This window comes from Amycolatopsis sp. NPDC114503 (assembly GCF_055633655.1).
The window spans coordinates 571,444-592,401 of sequence record NZ_JBVKDT010000006.1 but is presented as its reverse complement, the minus strand read 5'-3'; the positions used below and the strand labels follow the sequence as shown (position 1 = coordinate 592,401).

Sequence of the window (20,958 nt, the reverse complement as noted above, 5' to 3'; positions counted from 1 at the left end):
GTGCTTGTCAAGGCGGGAAAGATGCCTTGACAAGCACCCCCGAACCGCAGGGAGGCTTCGTATCGGGGTGCGGGGGAGGGGCTGGGTGCCTCGATTGTTGGGTGCGGCGGTGCGGTTGGTGCGTGGGGTGGTGGGGGCGTTGGTCTTGGTGGTGGGTGGGTGAGTGGTGTTTGGCAGATGGGTGAGTTTTGGGGGCGGTGATCGAGATTGTGCGACCTTCGTAGGTGGTGTTCGGGGGCGTCTAGTGCTGTGAGGGGAGGGCTGCGAAACGGGCGTTTTTCTGATTTCGGCACATTCCGCTGTGGACAGTGCGGATGAAACGGACTTTGGTCGCACTTGTCCCTTGTGTCGCGATGAGGAGGGCAGATAACGGTTCCGCACGGGAAAGCCGGACGCTTCCCCGGCGGGCGGGGGCAGTCCTAGTCTCGTTCCGGCGGCAGGCGGGGTCGAAGGCCGCGCAACACGAGGGAGTTGCTGTGCGTAGAAGCGTCACCATGTTTCTTTCGCTGGCGGTGGTGGGCGGCTTGGCCGCTTCGCCCGCCGTGGCGTCGGCTCAGGGGCGGGCGGACATTCCGCAATCGCATCCGGTTTGGGCCAATCCGCAGTCCAAGGTGGCCGACACGGCTGCGTCGTCCACAATGGACTTCCGGGTTTACTTGAACCTCAAGGACCAGGGCGCGGCGGAGGCGGCCGCGCAGTCGGTGTCCGATCCGAACAGTCGCGGGTACCGGCATTATCTTTCGCCGGATCAGGTGCGGGATCAGTTCGCCGCTTCCGACCAGACTGTTTCCGCGGTCAGGAATTGGCTGTCCGCAAGCGGATTCGCCATTGGCGAGGTGCCGTCCAACCGGGCGTATGTCGAGGCGACCGGCACCGCTGACCAGGTGCAGCGCGCGTTCGCCGTGAGCCTGGGCAAGTACCAGGTCAAGGGGCAGACGTTGCGGGCGGCGGACAAGGACCTGTCCGTTCCGGCTTCGCTGGCCAAGGACGTGCTCGGCGTCGTCGGCGTTGACCAGGCGACGAATCTGTTCAAGCCGGACCACACCGACGGTGCGGACGCTCCGGCGACGAAGCAGTCTCGCGTGCAGGGCAGCCCGTCGACCGCGCCGCCCAGCAAGGGATTCCGCAACTCGGGACCCTGCAGCGCGTACTACGGCGAGAAGACCGACACGACTGACCCTGCGTACAACGGGAAGCAGCTTCCCTACGCGCCGTGCGGTTACACGCCCGCGCAGCTGCGTTCGGCGTACGGCCTGGACCAGGCCGCGAAGTTCGGCGCGGACGGTCGCGGCACCACGATCGCCATCGTGGACGCGTTCGCCTCGCCGACGATCTACGCCGACGCGGCGGAGTACGCCAAGCGCAACGATCCGGCGCACCCGCTGACCCAGCAGCAGTTCAAGCAGCACATCTTCCCGCCCAACCCGGTGCTCGAAGGACCGGACCAGTGCGACGCTTCCGGCTGGTACGGCGAGGAAACCCTGGACGTCGAGGCCGCGCACGGGCTCGCGCCGGGCGCGAACATCCTCTACGTCGGCGGGCAGGACTGTGAAGACCTGTCGCTGGACACCGCGCTGAACTACGTCGTCGCGGGCCACAAGGCCGACATCATCTCCAACTCCTACGGCGACACCGGCGAGGACATCCCGGCCTCCGAGGTCAAGGTGTTCAACCACATCTCGCTGCAGGCGGTGCTCGAGGGCATCGGCGTGTACTTCTCCTCCGGCGACAACGGGGACGAGGTCGCGCGGCTGGGCACGCCGTCGCCGGACTTCTCCGCTTCGGCTCCGTGGGTGACCGCGGTCGGCGGCACGTCGCTGGCGGTCGGCCAGGACGGCAAGCGGATCTTCGAAACCGGTTGGGAGACCGGCAAGTCGACGCTGACCGGCGGCACGTACGCCCCGGCGTTCCCGGGTGCGTTCAACGGCGGCGCGGGCGGCGGCACGAGCCGGCTGTTCGGCCAGCCCTTCTACCAGAAGGGAATCGTGCCGGACGCGCTGTCCACCAAGAACCAGACCGGCGGCGCGAAGGGCCGCGTGGTCCCGGACATCTCCGCGGTCGCCGACCCGAACACCGGTTTCCTGGTGGGCCAGACGCAGACCTTCCCGGACGGCGTCTACTACGACCAGTACCGGATCGGCGGCACGAGCCTGGCGTCGCCGGTGTTCGCGGGCGTGATGGCGGTGGCCGACAGCCTCGACCACTTCCACCACGGGTTCATCAACCCGGTGCTGTACCAGCTGACGTCGCGCACGTCGGCGATCCACGACGTGCAGCACGTCGACGGCGCGGTGCAGCGTGTGGACTTCGCCAACGGGACCGACGCCTCGGGCGGGCTGAAGACCTCGGCCCGGGTGCTCGACTACCCGAACCTGACGATCCACACGACCAAGGGCTACGACGACGTGACGGGCCTCGGCTCGCCGAACGGAGTGGCGTTCCTGCTGCTGGTGTGACCGAGGGGTGAAAGGAAGGGCCTGCCTGGATTTCCGGGCAGGCCCTTCCTTGCGTTCACGGCACGCGGACCGGCGGGTGCCGCAGCGCGCGGACGGCGGGGGAGCGAAGCGGCGACAGCGCGGCGACGGCGATGAGGATCCCGCCGACGAGGACCACCTGCGGCGCGCCGAACGCGGCGGCGAGCGGTCCGGCCAGCAGCTCGCCGATCGGAATGCCCGCGTAGGAACCGAAATCGTCGAACGCGGCCATCCGCGACAGCAGATGCCCGGGGATGTTCTCCTGCAACGTCGTGTCCCAGGCGACGCCCATGACGCCCGCGCAGAACCCGGCGACGAACGTCGAGCCGGCCAGCAGGATGAATCCCGCGTGCAGGCCGAGCGCGATCAGCGGCAGCACGGTCAGCGCGGCGGCCACCAGTCCCAGCGGCAGCAGCCGTCGAGGCGCGAGCCGGTACATCACCAGCCCGGACAGCAACGCGCCCGCCGCGCGCACGCTCAGCACCACGCCCCATCCGGCCGCGCCGATGGTGTCCTGCGCGATGCCCGGCCCGAGCACCAGCCAGCCGCCGGTGAAGACGATGTTGTAGACGGTGAACGCCGTGACCACCCGCCACAGCCACGGGATCCGCCAGAACTGCCGCCAGCCGGCCCGCACACTGTGCAAGACGCTGGTCTGCTCGGAGCTTTCCGCCGGCGGCAGAGTAATCGCCTGGTAGAGCAGGGCGGCGAGGATGAACGACACCCCGTCGGCGGCGATCGCCCAGCCGCCGCCGACCGTGCCGACCAGCACCCCGGCGACGGCCGGACCGGCCACCTTGGTGATGTTCCGCCCGGTGGCCAGCAGCGAGTTCGCCTGGCGCAGCGACTCCGGCGGGACGATCTGCGGCACGATCCCGCGCAGCACCGGCGTGGTGAACGCGGTGCAGACCCCGCCGAGGAACTCGGTGACGGCGAGGGCGGCCAGCGAGTAGTGGCCGGTGATCAGGATGGCCGCGGCGATCAGCTGTGCCGCGCCCGCGCCGAGGTTCGACAGCCGCAGCACGCGGTTGCGCGGGAACTTGTCGCCGACCGCGCCGCCGACGAGCAGGAACGCGAGCAGCGGCACGATCCCGGCGGCGAGCACGATTCCGAGGTCGGTCGGGCTGTGGCTGCTGCCCAGCACCGCGAACGACAGGGCGACCGGGGTCATGGCGCTGCCCAGCAGCGAGACCAGCCGTCCGGTGTAGAAAATGGCAAATGCGCGATGGCGCAGCGGCGTGCGCGGTGCTTCCCCCACCCCGCGATCCTGCCGAGAACGGGTCGGGAACGCCACAGAGTATTGGCGAGGCCGGGCACCGCGGTTCAGACTCACGGGTCAGCCGGGAGAAAGGGCACGAAATGAGCGGGATCGACGCTGAGGTCTTCGGCGGGAGGATGCCGTCCGGAGCAGGGGATTTCGCGATCGAAACGCACGGAATCACCCCGATCCCGCACGCGAACCGGTTCGGACGGCCGTGGCGGCTCGCGGGCGTGTGGTTCGCGCCGAACCTCACCATGACCGCCGTGTTCACCGGCACCCTCGGCGCGACGCTCGGGCTCGGCTTCACCACCGGGTTCGTCATCGCGCTGATCGGCACCGTGGTCGGTTCGCTGCCGGTCGCGTGGCTGTCCACCTGGGGTCCTCGCACCGGAACCGGCCAGCTGCCGCTCGCCCGGCTCCCGTTCGGCCGCGGCGTCGTGCTGCCCGGCCTGGTGCAATGGCTCGGCTCGATCGCGTGGGACGCGCTGGTCGGCCTGTTCGGCGGCGAAGCGCTGGCCCAGCTCACTGGGCTGCCGTTCTGGGCCGCGGTGCTCGTGGTGCTGGTGCTGCAATGCACGCTCGGCGTGTTCGGCTACGCGGTGATCCACCGGGTCCAGGCCGTGATGAGCGTGGTGCTGGTTGTCGCATTTGTCGCGCTCGCCGTAAAGGTGGTGCTTGATCACCCGATTACGTTTGCCGATTCCGCGACCGGCGGCGATTTCGCCGGGGCCGTCGTGCTGTTTTCCACTATTACGCTCAGCCTCGCTATTTCGTGGGCTCCTTATGCGTCGGATTTCAGCCGTTACCTGCCTGCCGCGACGCGGCCGAGCGGTGTCTTCTGGTTCACGCTGCTGGGCCTGACCGCCTCGTACGCGCTCGGCGAGGGCATCGGCCTCGCGCTCGGCACTGCGTTGGGCGACCAGACCGCCGCCGGGGTGTCGACGCTGCTCGGCGGGGGTGTGCTGGGTGCGGTGGCGTTGCTGGTGATCGCGCTGGCGGCGGTGTCGTCCAACGCGATGAACGACTACAGCGGCTCGCTCGCGCTGCAGACCGTCGGCGTGCGGGTGCGCCGGCCGGTGTCGGCGGTGGTCGTGACGGTGCTGGCGTTCGCGCTGATTCTCTGGATGCACACCGGCGATCTGGCGGCGAAGTTCCAGAACGTGCTGCTGGTGGTGAGTTACTGGATCCCGCCGTTCCTCGGCGTCGTCGTGCCGGATTGGCTGCGGCGCACGCGTCGTGGCCGCGAGGTCGACGTGCTCGCTGAGCTGCAACGTCCGGTGCGCGGCTGGGCCGCGCTGGTGGCGTTCGTGGTGGGCTTCGCGGCGGCGGTGCCGTTCATGAACACGACTGTCTACACCGGACCGGTCGCCGCCGCGCTGCACGGTGCGGATCTGGCTTACTACGCCGGGTTCGTGGTTTCGCTTGTGGCGTACACGCTGCTGCGCGGCCGCCGGCCGGTTGACCTCCAGTAAGGTAGAGGTCGCACGCTGGCAGGTGCCTACTTCTGGAGGAACCCATGCCAGTAGCTGTTGTCACCGGAGCGTCCGCCGGTCTGGGCCGGGCGCTCGCCTCGGCTCTCGTCCGTCGCGAATGGACAGTGCTGGGCACCGGACGAGATCCGGGGACGCTGCGCGCCGCCGCGGCGGACCTCGGTTTTACCTCGGTGCCCGGAGACGTCACCGACCCCGAGCATCGCGCCCGGCTCGCCGAAGCCGCCGGACCCCGGCTCGACCTGCTCGTGAACAACGCCAGCACGCTCGGCGTCAGCCCGCTGCCGCCGCTGGCCGAGTATCCGCCGGGCGAGCTGGAAAACGTCTTCCGCACCAACGTTTTCGCCCCGCTCGCGCTCGCCCGTCTGCTGTTGCCCGCGCTCACCTCGGCTAAGGGAGCGCTGGTGAACATCAGTTCCGATGCCGCCGTGGAGCCGTACGAAGGGTGGGGCGGCTACGGCTCGGCGAAGGCCGCGCTGGACCACGTCAGCGCGGTGCTGGGCGTGGAAAATCCAGGCATCGCGGTGTACGCCGTCGATCCCGGGGATTTGCGCACGGCCATGCACCAGGCCGCTTTCCCCGGCGAGGACATTTCGGACCGGCCGTTGCCGGAGACCGCGGTACCGGCTTTCCTGCGGCTGCTGGAGGAACGTCCGCCGAGCGGCCGGTTCAAAGCAGCGGACCTGCAGGTGCAGTCATGACCGCGCCGCACACCCGGTTCGACCTGGCCGAGGACCGCAGTGCCTCCGCTCCGCCGGAAGCGCGCGGCCTCGCCCGGGACGAGGTGCGATTGCTCGCGGCCAGTCCGGAAGGCGTGCAGCACGCGACTTTCCGTGACCTGGCTGCCTTTCTGAATCCCGGCGATCTGTTGGTAATCAACACTTCTGGCACGCTCCCCGCTGCTGTTGACGCCGTCCGAGACGAACGCGTCATTACCGTCCACTTCTCCACTGAACTCGACGACGGCACCTGGGTGGTCGAGCTTCGCGCACCCGGAGGTCCGCTCCTCGACGGCCGCGTGGGGGAGCGGCTCGGCTTGCCCGCCGGGGCTGTCGTCACGCTGCGCGAGCCGCACGTCGCTGGTGCGCAACGATTGTGGCGCGCGAAGATCGAAGTAGAAGGCGAGGTCGCGCGGTATCTCGCGAAGGTCGGTCGGCCGATCCGCTACGGCTATGTCCCGCGCGCGTGGCCGTTGCCGAATTACCAGACGGTGTTCGCGCTCGATCCGGGTTCGGCGGAGATGCCGAGTGCGGCCCGGCCGTTCACTGCGGAATTGGTCACTCAGCTGGTCTCGAGAGGAGTGCTGTTCGCGCCGATCCTGTTGCACACCGGCGTCTCGTCGCCGGAAGCCGGGGAACCGCCGTACGGTGAGCGTTTTCGCGTTCCAGCGACGACTGCCGCGTTGGTCAATTGGGTGCGTGACCAGGGTGGACGCGTTATCGCAGTAGGGACTACGGCGGTGCGCGCGATCGAATCGGCGGCGAATCCCGGCGGACTCGTCACCGCGGCGGCGGGCTGGACCGAACTCGTGCTCGGTCCGGATCGGCCGGCCCGCGCGGTCGACGGTTTGCTCACCGGACTGCACACGCCCGAGGCGTCTCACCTGCTGCTTCTCGAAGCGGTCGTCGGTCCCGCGTTGGTGCAGCGGGCTTACGACGCAGCAGTGCGGCGGGAGTATCTGTGGCACGAGTTCGGCGACGTCTCGCTCCTGACAAGCAGGTGAGGCCAGGCCTGTCAAGTAATCCCACACAATTTCCCGGGATGCGGATGCATATGCAGTCTCGCGGGTGAACGTGTCATTCTCGCCCCGTTCCGCTGACCGCGAAAGGGCCATTTGTGCGTACATTTCCGCGAACCCGATTGCTCGCTTCCGCACTCGCCGCGCTGACGGTGCTCGGGGCGCTCGCCGGGTGTTCCCGCGCGGACCGCACCGAGGCCGCGACCAACGAGGGCGCCGCCGGGGAGGTGCGCGTCGGCTTCTTCCCGAACGTGACGCACACGCCCGCGCTCATCGGGGTCAAGAAGAACTTCTTCGCGCAGAACCTCGGCGGCACGAAACTCACGACACAGACGTTCAACGCCGGTCCGTCCGAAGTGAACGCGCTGCTCGGCGGTTCGCTGGACGTCGCGTTCATCGGCTCCGGACCGGCGATCAACGCCTTCACCAAGTCCAAGGGCGCGATCCAGCTCGTGTCCGGCGCGGTCACCGGCGGCGCGCAGCTGGTGGTGAAGCCGGGGATCACCTCGGTCGACCAGCTCAAGGGCAAGACGATCGCGACGCCGCAGCTGGCCAACACCCAGGACGTCGCGCTCAAGAAGTTCCTCGCCGACAAGCACCTGACCGGCCAGGTCAACGTGACCAACCTGGACAACCCGAAGACGCTCGACGCGTTCCGCAAGGGCGAGGTCGACGGCGGCTGGCTTCCCGAGCCGTGGTCGTCGCGGCTGGTCACCGACGCGGGCGCGAAGGTGCTGGTCGACGAGAAGTCGCTGTGGCCGGAAGGCCGGTTCCCGACCACCGTCGCGATCGTGCGCAGCGAGTTCCTCAAGCAGCACCCGGACACCGTCCGCGCGCTGCTGAAGGGCGAGCTGCAGGCGATCGACTGGGCCAAGAAGAACCCGGCGGAGGCGAAGACCGTGGTCAACGGAGCGCTCAAGGAGCTGTCCGGCAGCTCGCTCAGCCCGGCCGTGCTCGACCGCGCGTTCTCGAACATCGAACTGACCACCGACCCGGTGCCCGCGCAGTTCCCGCAGCTGGCCAAGGACTCGGTGACCGCGGGCGTGGTCGACAAGGTGGTGGACCTGAAGGGGTTCGCCGATTTCGGCCCGCTCAACGAGGTCCTCAAGGCACAGCAGCTGCCCGCCGTCAACGCGCCCGAACTGGCCAAGTGACGTCCCGACCGGAAGGCGATCCGCGATGACCACCACCCTGGCCCGACCAGTGACCGCCGCCGTGCACCTCGACCGCGTGGGCAAGGCGTTCGGCTCCGCCGGCAACGCGGTGACCGCGCTCGACGGGGTCGACCTCACCGTCGAACCGGGCGAGTTCGTCTGCCTGCTCGGCGCGTCCGGCTGCGGCAAGAGCACGCTGCTGAACCTCGTCGCCGGTCTCGACCAGCCGTCCGCCGGCGAGATCACTCTCACCACCTCGCGGCCCGCGGTGATGTTCCAGGAGGCCGCGCTGATGCCGTGGCTGACCGCGTCCCGGAACGTGGAACTGCCGCTGCGGCTCGCCGGGTTCGGCCGTTCCGAGCGTCGCGAAAAGGCCGCTGAGCTGCTGGACCTGGTGCGGCTGAGCGACGCCGCACGCAAGCGTCCGCACGAGCTGTCCGGCGGGATGCGGCAGCGGGTCGCGCTGGCCCGCGCGCTGGCCGCGACCCACCGGGTCGGCGGTGACGACGGCAACGCGTTGCTGCTCATGGACGAACCGTTCGCGGCGCTCGACGCGATCACCCGCGACGTCCTGCAGGGCGAGCTGCTGCGGGTGTGGCGCAGCACCGGTACTTCCGTGCTGTTCGTGACGCACGACGTGCGCGAGGCAGTCCGGCTTGGACAGCGCGTCGTGCTGCTGTCGTCGCGTCCGGGCCGCGTGGTCCGCGAGTGGGACGACGTCCCGTCCGCAGACGGTGAACTGCTGGCCGAGGAGATCACGGCCGATTTGCGAAAGGTGATCAGCACCCATGCCGCAGCCTGACCAGGCGGCCCCCGACCTCGACGAAGCCGTCGGCGCCGGCCTGGACCGGCTCGACACCCCCACCGGCGCGCGGCCCACGTCGCTGCGCCGTCGCTTTGTGCGCGGATTCCTGCCGCCGCTCGGCGCGCTCGTGCTCCTGGTGGTTATTTGGCAGATCCTGTGGGCCGCCGCGTTCTGGCCGGAGACCTCGCTGCCCGCGCCGCTGGACGTCTGGGCTGAGTTCTGGAGCACGGTCACCGACGGTTCGGTGTTCGGCTTCGTCTGGACTTCCGTGCACCGCGCCGCTCTGGGCTTCGCCGCCGGCGTGGTGATCGGGACGCCGCTGGGCATCCTGGTGGCGAAGGTCCGCGTGGTGCGCGCGGCGATCGGGCCGCTGCTGAGCGGGTTGCAGAGCCTGCCGTCGGTGGCCTGGGTGCCCGCCGCGGTGATCTGGTTCGGCATCAACGACGCCGCGATTTACTTCGTCGTGCTGCTCGGCTCGGTCCCGTCGATCGCGAACGGTCTCGTGTCGGGCATCGACCAGATCCCGCCGATCCTGCCGCGCGTCGGCAAGGTGATGGGCGCCGGACGCTTCGCCGCGGCCCGGCACATCCTGCTGCCCGCCGCGCTGCCCGGGTTTCTCGCCGGGCTCAAGCAGGGCTGGGCGTTCTCGTGGCGCTCGCTGATGGCCGCGGAACTGATCGCGCGCTCGCCGAGCCTCGGAGTCGGGCTGGGGACGTATTTGAACGACGGGTCCTCGTACAACTCGATGCCCAAGGTGATCGCGGCGATTTTCCTGATTTTGTTCGTCGGGGTGGCGATCGAGCTGATCGTGTTCCGTCCGCTGGAACGGTCGGTGCTGCGCGCGCGGGGCCTGACGGCGTCACTCTGAGTACCTGCCCGCGCGCCGCCCGGACGCGGCAGACAGAATGCCGACCATGACCTCCGGGCTTTTCGCGCTGGCTTCCGTGCTCGTGTTCGTCGTACGGTTCGCGCGCGAGCCGCGGCGGGTCGGCAACGCGGTGTGGTTCCTGGTCGCACTCGGCTTCACCGGGCTGTGGCTGCTGTCGTTTTTCAACCACGTCGAATGGGCCCAGATCGCGATCATCGTGGTGGTGGCGCTCGTCGGCGGGCTCGGCGCGCTGGCGCTGCCGTGGGCACTGATCGCGAACGGCGTCGTGATGCTGCGGAGGGAAGGGCGGCGGCTCGCGAACCTGCTGTCGCTGCTGGCCGGGCTGGGTTTGCTCGCGGTGTATGCCCTCGCGGTGAGTTCGCTGGTCTTCGACGATCAGCCGTTGCTGCGGGTGGCCGCGATGGCGGTGCTGCTCGTGACGGGATATTTGGCGTTCCTGTTCACGGCTTTGCTGCTGTACTCGATCCTCTACAGCCGGATCACCCGCCGCGCTAGCGCCGGCGCGGTGGTCGTCCTCGGCTCAGGGCTGCAGGGCGACCGGGTGCCGCCCCTGCTGGCCAGCCGGCTCGACCGCGCGGTGCAGGTGCAGCAGCGGTCGCCGGGAGCGTTGCTGGTGGTGTCCGGTGGGCAGGGAGCGGACGAACTGACGTCGGAGGCGGACGCGATGGCGCGCTACCTGATTTCGGCGGGGATTCCCTCGGAGCAGATCGTGCTGGAGGATCGTGCGACGACTACCGGCGAGAATCTGCGGTTCAGCGTCGCTTTGCTTGAGCAGCGCGGGTTTTCCGGTCCGATCCTGGCCGTGACGAACAACTACCACGTGTTCCGCACGGCGGTGCTGGCGCGGCAATTGGGGTTGCGGCTCAACGTGATCGGGGCGAAGACGGCGTCGTACTTCGTGCCCAGCGCGTTCTTGCGGGAGTTCGTGGCGTTGCTGCTGGAGTACCGGAAGACGAACGCGGCCGCGTTGTTGTTTTTGGGCGTGGGGCCGTTTTTGCTGTTCTTGCTCAGCTGATCAGACGGTGCGCACCCAGACCGGACTGTCGACGGCGGCTGATTCGATGACGCCCCAGCCCTCGTCGACTTCCCAGCGCACGACTTTCCCTCGGTGCTCCATGCTGCTCAGTCTAAGGAGGATCGCCAACCGCCGCCGCCGGTATTCTGATCGCGAGGGGGCGCACATGATCACGGCAGCGCGGGGCTTGATTCGACGAGACCTTCTTGAGTACGGCGAGGACGCCGCGGCGGAGTGGGTCGTTTCGTGTACCGACGACGAACTGCTTCGGCTGGGCTGCATCGCTGGCTGGGTCTCGCTGAAAGGCCCTTCGACGCCTTCCGGCGCGGGAATGATGGTCTGCAAGGCGCTGGCGATCGGCGCGGTGTGCGTATACGAGGGGAAGCCGCGGAAATTGGCGCGGGCTCGGCGGAAGAAGCTGCCGGAGTTGTCGGCGGAGGAGCTTCGCCGCATCCGTGCGGAGCCGTATCCGTACGCTTTGTCGTTCGAAATACCGCGGGATCACGGCATGACGGACGAAATCGCGGAGTTCTGGGCGGATCCGGGGCCCGCGCGGTGAAGGCGACGTTGCAGACGTCCAACGGCGTCCAGGTGAAAGGCGTGGCCGAGGACAACGTCGTTGCCGTGCTGGAAGCCATGGCGCGTGGCGGAAACGCGGTCGTGGCCAGCGATGCCGACCCGGAGAACGTCTTCATTCAGGTGTGGCTTCGCGATAATGGCGTGTACCAGCTGGAATACCGGGCTGGGAAGCCGACGAGGCACTATCAGACGCTGACTGTCTCGCGGGACAAGGTCGCCGCCGCGATCGCCGGATGGCTTGCCTGCGACGAATCGTGGAAAGAAGCTTTCCAGTGGAAGGACATCGGCGCCTGGTTCGCCTGACGTCCTCCGCACAGCAAAACGGGCCGAGGACTGAACAAACTCGTCCCCGGCCCGCCTAGAGCAAAAACTCAGGACTCCGACTGCCGCCGTCCGGCAGAACCGTTGCGGCGGTTTCGCGGCGGCTGGCCCGATCCGCGACGGCCAGCGCCCTCCGCGCCTCGGCGGCCGGCGCCCGTACCGCGGCGCTGGTCTTCCCGGCGAGCCTGACCTGGCTGCCGCTCCGCGGGACGAGCCTCGCCGCCCTGCCGAGGCCCGCCACGCCCGCCGCCGGAGCGGCGGGGCTGCGAACCGGTCCGAGCGCCGAGCCCGCCTCGGTTTTCCGAAGGCGCGCCTCGACGCCGACCGGTACCGGGTGCGGCGCCGGAAGCGGTCACCGTCTTGGGACGGTTGTCCACGACCGGACGGCGCGGCGACGCGGTGAACGTGCGGTCCCCCGGGGCCAGTTCGGCCAGCAGCGGGTGCGAGGGCGAGATCCGCGTGGTGGTCGGCGAGATGCCTGCCTTCCGGGTCAGCGCGCGGACGTCCGAGACCTGCTCGTCGGTCATCAGCGTCACCACCGTGCCGGACGCGCCCGCACGCGCGGTGCGGCCGGAGCGGTGCAGGTACGCCTTGTGCTCGACCGGCGGGTCGGCGTGGATGACCAGCGTGACGTCGTCCACGTGGATGCCTCGGGCGGCGATGTCCGTGGCCACCAGGGTTTTCGCGGTGCCCGAGGAGAACGCTTCCAGGTTGCGCGTGCGCGCGTTCTGGCCGAGGTTGCCGTGCAGCTCGACGGCGGGGACGCCGCTCGCGACCAGTTTGCGGGTGAGGGCCTTCGCGCGGTGCTTCGTGCGGGTGAAGACCAGGGTGCGGCCCGGAGCGGCGGTCAGGTCGACCAGCACCGGCAGGCGGTGGGTTTCCTCGAGGTGCAGCACGTGGTGCGTCATCGTCGAGACCGGGGACTGCGCCGAGTCGACGCTGTGCAGCATCGGGTCGTTCATGAAGCGCTTCGCGAGCACGTCGATGCCGTTGTCGAGCGTCGCGGAGAACAGCAGGCGCTGGCCGCGCTCGGGGGTCGCCGCCATGATGCGCCGGACCTCGGGCAGGAAGCCCAGGTCGGCCATGTGGTCGGCCTCGTCGAGGACGGTGATCTCGATCTTGTCCAGCTTCGCTTCGCCGGTGCGCATGTGGTCGGCGAGCCTGCCGGGGCAGGCGACGACGATGTCGACGCCGTCGCGCAGGCGGGTGATCTGCGGGTTCGCGCTCACGCCGCCGAAAATCGTGGTGGCCTTGAGGCCGAGCGGGCGCGCCAGGGGCACGATCGCGGCCTCGATCTGGGTGGCCAGTTCGCGCGTCGGGGCGAGGATCAGCGCCCGCGGACGGCCGGGGCGCCGCCGCGTCGGGCCGGCGGCCAGGCGGGCCAGCACGGGCAGCACGAAGCCGTAGGTCTTGCCGGAGCCGGTGCGGCCGCGACCGAGCACGTCACGGCCCGCGAGCGTGTGCGGGAGCGTGGCGGCCTGGATCGGGAAGGGCTCGGTGACGCCCTGCGCCGCGAGTGCGTCGACAAGGGGCTTGGGCAGGCCGAGTTCAGTGAAAGTCGTCATGGGTTGGTGCGGACGCGAAAGCGTCCCGTATCTCCGTACGTAGCGCGGTTGTCCTGCCCGGCGCGGCCTCGGGTGGCTGCGGCGCGTGGTCGTCGACAACAGTGAAACGCGGTCCGAGGCAGAACTGAGCGGACCGCATCGTCCACTATACCGTCCCAAGATCCAGCGGGCTACGTGATATCGCCCGCAGGCCGCCACGCGCGAACCGACGAAGCGGGTGGGCGATGTTCGTTCGTTTCCACCATCGACGGCGCGCCGGCGGGTGCGAGGCTGGCCGCATGAGCGCAGACGAACTCCGGGGACTGCTGGGCGAATGGGCGCGGGAAGCGGGGGTGCCCGGCGTCTCAGTCGGAATCTTCCACGAGGGCAAGGAAACTCTGCTCGCCGCGGGAGTGTCCAGTGTGGACACCGGCGCGCCGGTGGACGACGACACCCTGTTCATGATCGGCTCCACCAGCAAGACGTTCGCCGCCGCCGCGGTGCTCGTGCTGGTCGAGGACGGGGTGCTCGAACTGGACCGGCCGGTGGTCGAGTACCTCCCGGATCTGCGGCTCGCCGACCCGCTCGCGACCAAGACCGTGACGCTGCGCCACCTCCTCACGCACTCGTCCGGCTTCCTCGGCGACATCGAGGTCGACACCGGCTGGGGCGACGACGCGCTCGCCCGAGCCGTGCGGCAGTTCGACGAGCTGCCGCAGGTGTTCCCGGTCGGCGAGGTGTTCTCCTACTGCAACGCCGGATTCCTGCTGGCCGGGCGCGTCGCGGAGGCGGTGTCCGGCGGCACCTACGAGGACCTGGTCCGCACCCGGCTGCTGGAGCCGCTCGGCATGACGGACTCGTTCTTCCAGCCCTGGGAGGTGCTGACCCGGCGGCACGCGGTCGGGCACGCGCTGCGCGAGGACGGTCCGGCGGTCGCGCACACCGTCGGCATCGCCCGGGCGGACGCGTCGGCTGGCGGTCTCTGGTCGACCGCCCGTGACCAGCTGAAATGGGCTCGATTCCAGTTGACCGGCGCGGAGGTGCTGAGCGACGAGACCCGCCGCCTGATGCACGCCGCGCAGCGCGAGGGCGCGCTGCCGTTCGAGGAAGTCGGGCTGTCCTGGCTGCGGCTGAGCCACGGCGACGCGCAGCTGGTGCGGCACGGCGGGAACGTCAGCAACCTGCAGCTGTCGGAGTTCGTCATGGCGCCGAGCGAGAACCTCGCGGTCACCGTGCTCACCAACAGTGCGGGCGGCGGCGCGCTCGGCCCTCGGGTCGTCGACTGGTGTCTGGAGAACGTGGCTGACCTGCCGAAACTGGGCGATCGTCCGACCAGGGCGATCGCCCCGGGCGACTGCCCTGGGCGGTACCGGACGGGCTCGCTCATCTTCGAGATCACCGAACGCGACGGCTCGCTCTGGGCGCAGATGATCCTCGACACCGATGATCCGGACATCCTCTCGGCCCCGCCGTTCGAGGTCGCCTTCGTCGCCGACGACGTGCTCGCCCGCGCGTCGGACACCCGCAGGCCGAGCGCGCGTTTCCGGCGCGATGACCACGGCCGGGTGGACGCGGTGGAGTTCGGCGGCCGCACCGCGCTAAAGTTACCGGGCAGTAATATCGGCTGACCTGGAGATGCGATGAGCGAAACGGCGACAGCGCTGCTGAACCCGCGCGACTACGACGCCCGGAAGTTCGACCCGGAGACCCAGCGGCTGCTGCGGGCGACGATCGACTGGTTCGAAGCGCGCGGCAAGCGCCGTCTCGCGCAGGCGTATCACGACCGCGAGTTCTACTCCGACTTCCTGGAGTTCGCGGGCAAGGAAGGCTTGTTCGCGACCTTCCTCACCCCGGCCGCGGACTCGGCAGGGGATCCCGAGAAGCGCTGGGACACCAGCCGGATCGCCGCGCTGGCGGAAATCCTCGGCTTCTACGGACTCAACTACTGGTACCCGTTCCAGGTCACTGTTCTCGGCCTCGGACCGGTGTGGCAGAGCGGAAACGCCGCCGCCCGCAAGCGTGCCGCGGAAGCGCTCGCCGAGGGTGGCGTCGGCGCGTTCGGACTGTCCGAAAAGGAGCACGGCGCGGACATCTACTCGTCCGACCTCGTGCTCACCCCGGACGGCGAGGGCGGCTACCGCGCCAGCGGGTCGAAGTACTACATCGGCAACGGAAACTGCGCGCGCACGGTTTCGGTGTTCGGCCGGATCGAGGGCGTCGAAGGACCCGAGCAGTACGTGTTCTTCTACGCCGATTCCGAGCATCCGAGCTACCACGTCGTGAAGAACATCGTCCCGTCGCAGATGTACGTCGCGGAGTTCCGGCTCGAGGACTACCCAGTGCGCGCCGAGGACATCCTCCACACCGGACCGGAAGCCTTCAGCGCCGCGCTGAACACGGTCAACATCGGCAAGTTCAACCTGTGCTTCGGCGGCATCGGGATGGCGACGCATTCGCTGTACGAGGCGATCACGCACGCGCAGAACCGGATCCTGTACGGCAACCCGGTCACCGATTTCCCGCACGTGCGCCGCGAATTCGTCGAGGCCTACGCGCGGCTGACCGGGATGAAGCTGTTCTCCGACCGCGCGATCGACTACTTCCGCTCGGCGAACCAGCAGGACCGCCGCTACCTGCTGTACAACCCGATCACCAAGATGAAGGTGACCACCGAGGCGCAGAAGGTGATCGGGCTCGTCGCGGATGTCGTGGCGGCCAAGGGTTTCGAGGCCGACACCTACCTCGCGATGGCCAAGAACGACATCGACGGCCTGCCCAAGCTGGAGGGCACGGTCGCGGTGAACCTCGCGCTGATCGCGAAGTTCATGCCCGCGTACCTGTTCGCGCCGCAGGAATACCCGGCGGTGCCGACCCGCGACGACGCCTCCGACGACGACTTCCTGTTCCGTCAAGGCCCCGCGCGCGGGCTGTCCAAGATCCGGTTCCACGACTGGAAACCGGCGTACGAGAACGCGAAGCACCTGCCGAACGTCGCCCGGTTCACCGAACAGGCCGGCGTGCTGGTGCGGTTGCTTTCCGAGGCGACGCCGGACGAGGCGCAGCAGAAGGACCTGGACTTCGGCCTCGCGCTGACCGAGCTGTTCACTCTCGTCGTGTACGGCCAGCTGATCCTGGAGCAGGCTGAGCTGACCGGTGTGTCAGACGATGTGCTGGACCAGCTGTTCGCGGTGCTGGTGCAGGACTTCAGCGTCGCGGCGGTCGATCTGCGCGGCAAGCCGAGCTCCACCGAGAAGCAGCAGGAGCTGGCGCTGGCCGGGCTGAGGAAGCCGGTGGTGGACGCCGAACGGTTCGAGCGGGTGTGGGCGATCGTGCGGGATCTTTCCGGCGCTTACGAGATGAATCCCTAGTGCGGCTGTCTAGCGGTTGACGGGCCGCTCTAAGCCGTGTTCGTGCTCGCGGCGTCGTCCAGGCGGCGCGAGCACGAACACGATGTGGCTTCATCCGGACGTAGTCTCCCGTCAGTACAACTTTACGCCGACGTGGTCCACGATGATGCGTCCTTCTGCTGAGTCGAGCGCGAAATGGATCCTGCCTACCTCGTGCCGGGGCGCGGCGTCTCGGACCTTCACGTGCGGGGTTCTATCGTATTCTTGTCCCTCGAATTGAAACAGGCGCAGGACTTTGTTCTTCTGGATAGTGTCGTCCTGCATGGCGACTTTGAGGCCGAAATTATCGTGGATCCAGAGATCGAGATGGGGCATGCTCTCCGGTGAGCCGTCGTAAAGCTTGATTGCCACCTCGGCCAACTTGATGAGAGCGGTACGCATCTCCTCGGGATAGGGATACTTGCTCCTTTTCCAGGAAGCTTCTGCCCGTTCGGTGAAGACCAGTCGCTCTGAGGTCAGTTTTTCGATTTCCTTGAACAATGCCTTGGCGCTAGGTCTCGACCCAGTCTCAAGCGCGGACAGGGTTTCCCGGGGATTCTCGGTCGCGTTCGTCGCGGGTTCTTGCTGTCGAGCCACCAGGGCGATCTTGAGCTGTTCTATCTGTGCTTGAAGCGCGGGCACGCTTTCTGCTCTGCTTTCGAGTTCTGCAGCCCAGGAGAAAAGATAGTCATTCTCCTGTCGAAGTTCATGGATAGCAGACCGCAACGTTGCGGCCTGGTCGGCTGCATCGCCATGGGTATCCACGTCGTTGAGCCGTGCGTTTGCTGCTTCATGACGTGCGCGCGCCTGAGCCTTACGCGCGCGCCGGTGCGCATGGTCGGTGCCACGGGTCAGCGCGGTTATCGGTGCTACCCGCTGCATGAGAAGGTTCCTCAGCAAGTCCGTGTCCGCAGTGTTCACCACTGTCGCGTCGAAGGTCAGCGCTTGCGCCTTCAGTTCGCTCCAAAGCAACCGCGCTCCAGCATAAGGCGGCGCGCTCCCGGGAACGAGCTGGTCGAGCTTCGACAATGCCGCGTAGTTGAGGGTGACCGTTCTGACCAGGCCGATCATTTTCGCGGCCGTGGTCCGTGCGGTTGCATGCGCCTGCCAAGTCCTTGTGTGAATCAAGAGGATCGGAAGCCTGGTCGTGTTCTTGAGCACTTGCGCCAGGGTGGCTACTTGGACATCGGACCGGATCTGGATGTAGCGACCGTCCTGGCTCTGCTGCTCGATGCGCAAGGTGATCCGCTCATCGTCGATGAAGCTTCGGATGATGCCCGGTTGTCTTAGATCGGCAGGAGGAATAGGGGAAAGCCAGGCGGTTGGCACGTCGCGGGACATCGACACCCGCAGACCTGTCCGGCCAGCCTCCTCGCTCAGCGTGCCGCGAGTAAGGAACACGCCGCCGGACTCTTCGTCGCGATTTGTGACCTCTACCCGGAGGACTCTGATCTCGGCTGCCTCGATGACCTCCCAGGAGGCTCGCCGAGGACGACCGTCCGTGCTTTCTCGGAGTTCGATGGTGCCGTCGGCGCGGAAGCAACTTGCGTCAAACGGCGCCGCCGAGAGACGGTCGAGCCAGCGAGCGATGCATTCCATGCCGTACTCGAAGGCCTGCCCCGGGGAGGCCGTTGTGGTTTCCCCAACGGAGTCGATGTCGAAGTAGACCGCGTACAGCAATTGCACGGTAGCCACCGCCCTTCGGCGCGAGAAGACGACGAAGATAGGTCGGTGCGGGCTTGGGCCTTGTTACGATGCCGGGTTGTAGGCCGCCCCTGGTCAACGAAAAACGGCCTCCCGAACACTTCGGGAGGCCGTTTTCCGTCTGAGCTACTTGCCGAATCCGGCCCGCCGCAGCGCGTCCGCCATGGAGCCGTTGCCGCCGGAATCACGACGGTCCCGGCCGCCGCCACCGCGCTGCTGCGGCTGGTTCCGGCGCTGACCGCCGCCACCCTGACCGCCGCCCTGCCCGCGGTCCCGGCCGCCGCCACCGCCGCGGTTGTTGCCCGCGCCGGGCTCGTCGTCCAGGCGGAGGGTCAGCGAGATCCGCTTGCGCGGCACGTCGACCTCGAGCACCTTCACCTTCACGATGTCGCCCGGCTTCACGACGTCGCGCGGGTCCTTCACGAAGTTCTTCGACAGCGCCGAAACGTGCGCGAGGCCGTCCTGGTGCACGCCGACGTCGATGAACGCGCCGAACGCGGCCACGTTCGTCACCACGCCCTCCAGCCGCATGCCCGGCTTGAGGTCGCCGATCTTCTCGACGCCCTCGGCGAAGGTCGCGGTCTTGAACGCCGGACGCGGGTCGCGGCCCGGCTTCTCCAGTTCGGAGAGGATGTCGGTGACCGTCGGGAGGCCGAAGGTGTCGTCGACGAACTCGGTGGGCTTCAGCGCCTGCAGGGTCCGCGCGTTGCCGATCAGCTCGCGGATGCCGCTGCCAGTGCGGTCGAGGATCCGCCGCACGACCGGGTACGCCTCCGGGTGCACCGAGGACGCGTCGAGCGGGTCGTCGCCGTCCGGGATGCGGAGGAAGCCCGCGCACTGCTCGAACGCCTTCGGGCCCAGCCGCGCGACGTCCTTGAGCGCGGTCCGCGAGCGGAACGGGCCGTTGGAGTCGCGGTGCGCCACGATGTTCTCCGCCAGCGACGTCGTGATGCCCGAAACCCGGGTCAGCAGCGGCGTGGAAGCGGTGTTCACGTCCACGCCGACCGCGTTCACGCAGTCCTCGACCACCGCGTCCAGCGAACGCGACAGCGACACCTCGGACAGGTCGTGCTGGTACTGGCCGACGCCGATCGACTTCGGGTCGATCTTCACCAGTTCGGCCAGCGGGTCCTGCAGCCGGCGCGCGATCGAGACCGCGCCGCGCAGCGAGACGTCCATGCCCGGCAGTTCCTGCGAAGCGAACGCCGACGCCGAGTACACCGAAGCGCCCGCCTCGGACACGACGGCCTTGGTGAGCTTCAGCTCCGGGTGCTTCTTGATCAGCTCGATGGCCAGTTTGTCGGTCTCGCGCGAGGCGGTGCCGTTGCCGATCGAGATCAGGTCGACGTTGTGCTTCCCGGCCAGCACGGCCAGTTCGGCGATCGACTGGTCCCACTTGTTCGCCGGCTGGTGCGGGTAGATCACGTGGGTGTCGACGACCTTGCCGGTCGCGTCGACCACGGCCACCTTCACGCCGGTGCGGAAGCCCGGGTCGAGGCCCATCGTCGCGCGGGTGCCCGCCGGGGCGGCCAGCAGCAGGTCGCGCAGGTTGGCCGCGAACACGCGCACGGCGTCGTCCTCGGCCGACTGGCGCAGCCGCATCCGCAGGTCGATGCCCAGGTGCAGGAGGATCTTCGTGCGCCAGGCCCAGCGCACGGTGTCGCCGAGCCACTTGTCCGCGGGACGGTCCTGCTGGCTGATCCCGAACCGGGCGGCGATGCGCTGCTCGTACTCGGTGGGGCCGACGCGCGGCGGGGCGTCCTCGGCGACCGGCTCGGAAGGCTCCATCGTGAGGTCGAGGATCTCTTCCTTCTCGCCGCGGAGCATCGCGAGGATCCGGTGCGAGGGGAGCTTGGTGTAGGGCTCGGAGAAGTCGAAGTAGTCGGAGAACTTGGCCCCGTCGGTCTCCTTGCCCGCGCGGACCTTCGAGGTCAGGTGGCCCTCGGTCCACATTTTCTCGCGCAGTTCGCCGATCAGGTCGGCGTCCTCGGCGAAGCGCTCGACCAGGATGGCGCGCGCGCCGTCGAGGGCGGCCTGCGCGTCCGCGATGCCCTTGTCCGCGTCGATGAACACCGCGGCGGCGGCCTGCGGATCGGTCGACGGGTCGCTCAGCAGGCCGTCGGCCAGCGGCTCCAGACCGGCCTCGCGGGCGATCTGCGCCTTCGTCCGCCGCTTCGGCTTGTAGGGCAGGTAGATGTCCTCCAGCCGCGACTTCGTGTCCGCGGCGAGGATCTGCGCCTCGAGCGCCTCGTCCAGTTTGCCCTGGCTCCGGATGGACTCCAGGACCGCGCCGCGGCGCTCGTCCAGCTCTCGCAGGTAGCGCAGGCGCTCCTCGAGCGTGCGCAGCTGCGCGTCGTCCAGCTCTCCGGTGACTTCCTTGCGGTACCGGGCGATGAACGGCACCGTGGACCCCTCGTCGAGGAGGGTCACGGCGGCCTTGACCTGCCCTTCGCGCACCCCCAGCTCTTCGGCGATCCGCTGCTCGACCGACTGCACGCTCAAAACCAGGCTCCTGCTTCGTCTCGGGTTGCTCCGAGCCTGCATTGTGCCGCTGCCCGCCCGGCCCGCTGCGGATGGCCCGCCGAAGCACCTCCGTAA

General features: G+C 68.6%; 16 protein-coding genes. 12 read left to right on the top strand and 4 right to left on the bottom strand.

Annotated elements, in window-relative coordinates:
- Positions 1-476 precede the first annotated feature (476 nt).
- Positions 477-2,456: a S53 family peptidase gene (locus ACZ7OI_RS28150; protein WP_470267148.1), complete on the top strand. Its 1,980-nt coding sequence runs from the start codon at positions 477-479 to the stop codon at positions 2,454-2,456.
- 55 nt (positions 2,457-2,511) lie between these two features.
- On the opposite strand, the gene ACZ7OI_RS28145 is transcribed toward ACZ7OI_RS28150, so the two are convergent.
- Positions 2,512-3,732, bottom strand: coding sequence for an MFS transporter (locus tag ACZ7OI_RS28145; RefSeq protein WP_470267147.1), 1,221 nt, complete (start codon positions 3,730-3,732; stop codon positions 2,512-2,514).
- A 101-nt stretch (positions 3,733-3,833) separates the two neighbouring features.
- Here ACZ7OI_RS28145 and ACZ7OI_RS28140 point away from each other — a divergent pair, with 101 nt between their 5' ends.
- The 9 genes from ACZ7OI_RS28140 (at position 3,834) to ACZ7OI_RS28100 (ending at position 11,708) form a co-directional block, all read left to right on the top strand.
- Positions 3,834-5,207 carry a purine-cytosine permease family protein gene (locus tag ACZ7OI_RS28140; RefSeq protein ID WP_470267146.1) on the top strand — a complete coding sequence of 458 codons (1,374 nt, stop codon included), beginning with the start codon at positions 3,834-3,836 and terminating at the stop codon, positions 5,205-5,207.
- A gap of 44 nt (positions 5,208-5,251) precedes the next feature.
- A complete protein-coding gene (locus ACZ7OI_RS28135) occupies positions 5,252-5,926 on the top strand; it encodes an SDR family NAD(P)-dependent oxidoreductase (RefSeq protein ID WP_470267145.1) in 675 nt (224 codons plus the stop codon).
- A complete protein-coding gene (locus ACZ7OI_RS28130; RefSeq protein ID WP_470267144.1) occupies positions 5,923-6,948 on the top strand; it encodes an S-adenosylmethionine:tRNA ribosyltransferase-isomerase in 1,026 nt (341 codons plus the stop codon). The genes ACZ7OI_RS28135 and ACZ7OI_RS28130 overlap by 4 nt, the downstream gene beginning before the upstream one ends.
- 113 nt (positions 6,949-7,061) lie before the next feature.
- Positions 7,062-8,117, top strand: a complete 1,056-nt coding sequence (locus ACZ7OI_RS28125) for an ABC transporter substrate-binding protein (protein WP_470267143.1) — start codon at positions 7,062-7,064, stop codon at positions 8,115-8,117.
- A gap of 25 nt (positions 8,118-8,142) precedes the next feature.
- Complete coding sequence (locus ACZ7OI_RS28120) at positions 8,143-8,919, top strand: ABC transporter ATP-binding protein (RefSeq protein WP_470267142.1); 777 nt, start codon at positions 8,143-8,145, stop codon at positions 8,917-8,919.
- A complete protein-coding gene (locus ACZ7OI_RS28115; RefSeq protein ID WP_470230493.1) occupies positions 8,906-9,790 on the top strand; it encodes an ABC transporter permease in 885 nt (294 codons plus the stop codon). Before ACZ7OI_RS28120 ends, ACZ7OI_RS28115 begins: the two co-directional genes overlap by 14 nt.
- 46 nt (positions 9,791-9,836) lie before the next feature.
- The gene (locus tag ACZ7OI_RS28110) at positions 9,837-10,826 is read left to right on the top strand and encodes a YdcF family protein (protein ID WP_470267141.1); all 990 of its coding nucleotides are present in this window, start codon (positions 9,837-9,839) and stop codon (positions 10,824-10,826) included.
- Positions 10,827-10,992: 166 nt separating this feature from the next.
- Entirely contained in the window at positions 10,993-11,385 is a 393-nt protein-coding gene (locus ACZ7OI_RS28105) for a hypothetical protein (RefSeq protein ID WP_470267140.1), read from the top strand.
- Between the two features lie 41 nt (positions 11,386-11,426).
- Positions 11,427-11,708 carry a hypothetical protein gene (locus tag ACZ7OI_RS28100; protein WP_470267139.1) on the top strand — a complete coding sequence of 94 codons (282 nt, stop codon included), beginning with the start codon at positions 11,427-11,429 and terminating at the stop codon, positions 11,706-11,708.
- Positions 11,709-11,776: 68 nt separating this feature from the next.
- On the opposite strand, the gene ACZ7OI_RS28095 is transcribed toward ACZ7OI_RS28100, so the two are convergent.
- On the bottom strand, positions 11,777-13,291 hold the full coding sequence (locus tag ACZ7OI_RS28095) for a DEAD/DEAH box helicase (RefSeq protein WP_470267138.1): 1,515 nt from the start codon (positions 13,289-13,291) through the stop codon (positions 11,777-11,779).
- Positions 13,292-13,569: 278 nt separating this feature from the next.
- Between ACZ7OI_RS28095 and ACZ7OI_RS28090 the strand changes: the two genes are divergently transcribed.
- Together ACZ7OI_RS28090 and ACZ7OI_RS28085 are read left to right on the top strand one after the other, a co-directional pair.
- Entirely contained in the window at positions 13,570-14,898 is a 1,329-nt protein-coding gene (locus ACZ7OI_RS28090) for a serine hydrolase domain-containing protein (protein ID WP_470267137.1), read from the top strand.
- A 12-nt stretch (positions 14,899-14,910) separates the two neighbouring features.
- On the top strand, positions 14,911-16,638 hold the full coding sequence (locus ACZ7OI_RS28085) for an acyl-CoA dehydrogenase (protein WP_470267136.1): 1,728 nt from the start codon (positions 14,911-14,913) through the stop codon (positions 16,636-16,638).
- A 111-nt stretch (positions 16,639-16,749) separates the two neighbouring features.
- Here ACZ7OI_RS28085 and ACZ7OI_RS28080 read toward each other — a convergent pair whose 3' ends face one another.
- Both ACZ7OI_RS28080 and ACZ7OI_RS28075 read right to left on the bottom strand, forming a co-directional pair.
- Positions 16,750-18,342: a hypothetical protein gene (locus ACZ7OI_RS28080; RefSeq protein ID WP_470267135.1), complete on the bottom strand. Its 1,593-nt coding sequence runs from the start codon at positions 18,340-18,342 to the stop codon at positions 16,750-16,752.
- 144 nt (positions 18,343-18,486) lie between these two features.
- Positions 18,487-20,862, bottom strand: a complete 2,376-nt coding sequence (locus ACZ7OI_RS28075; protein ID WP_470267134.1) for a Tex family protein — start codon at positions 20,860-20,862, stop codon at positions 18,487-18,489.
- Positions 20,863-20,958: the final 96 nt, after the last annotated feature.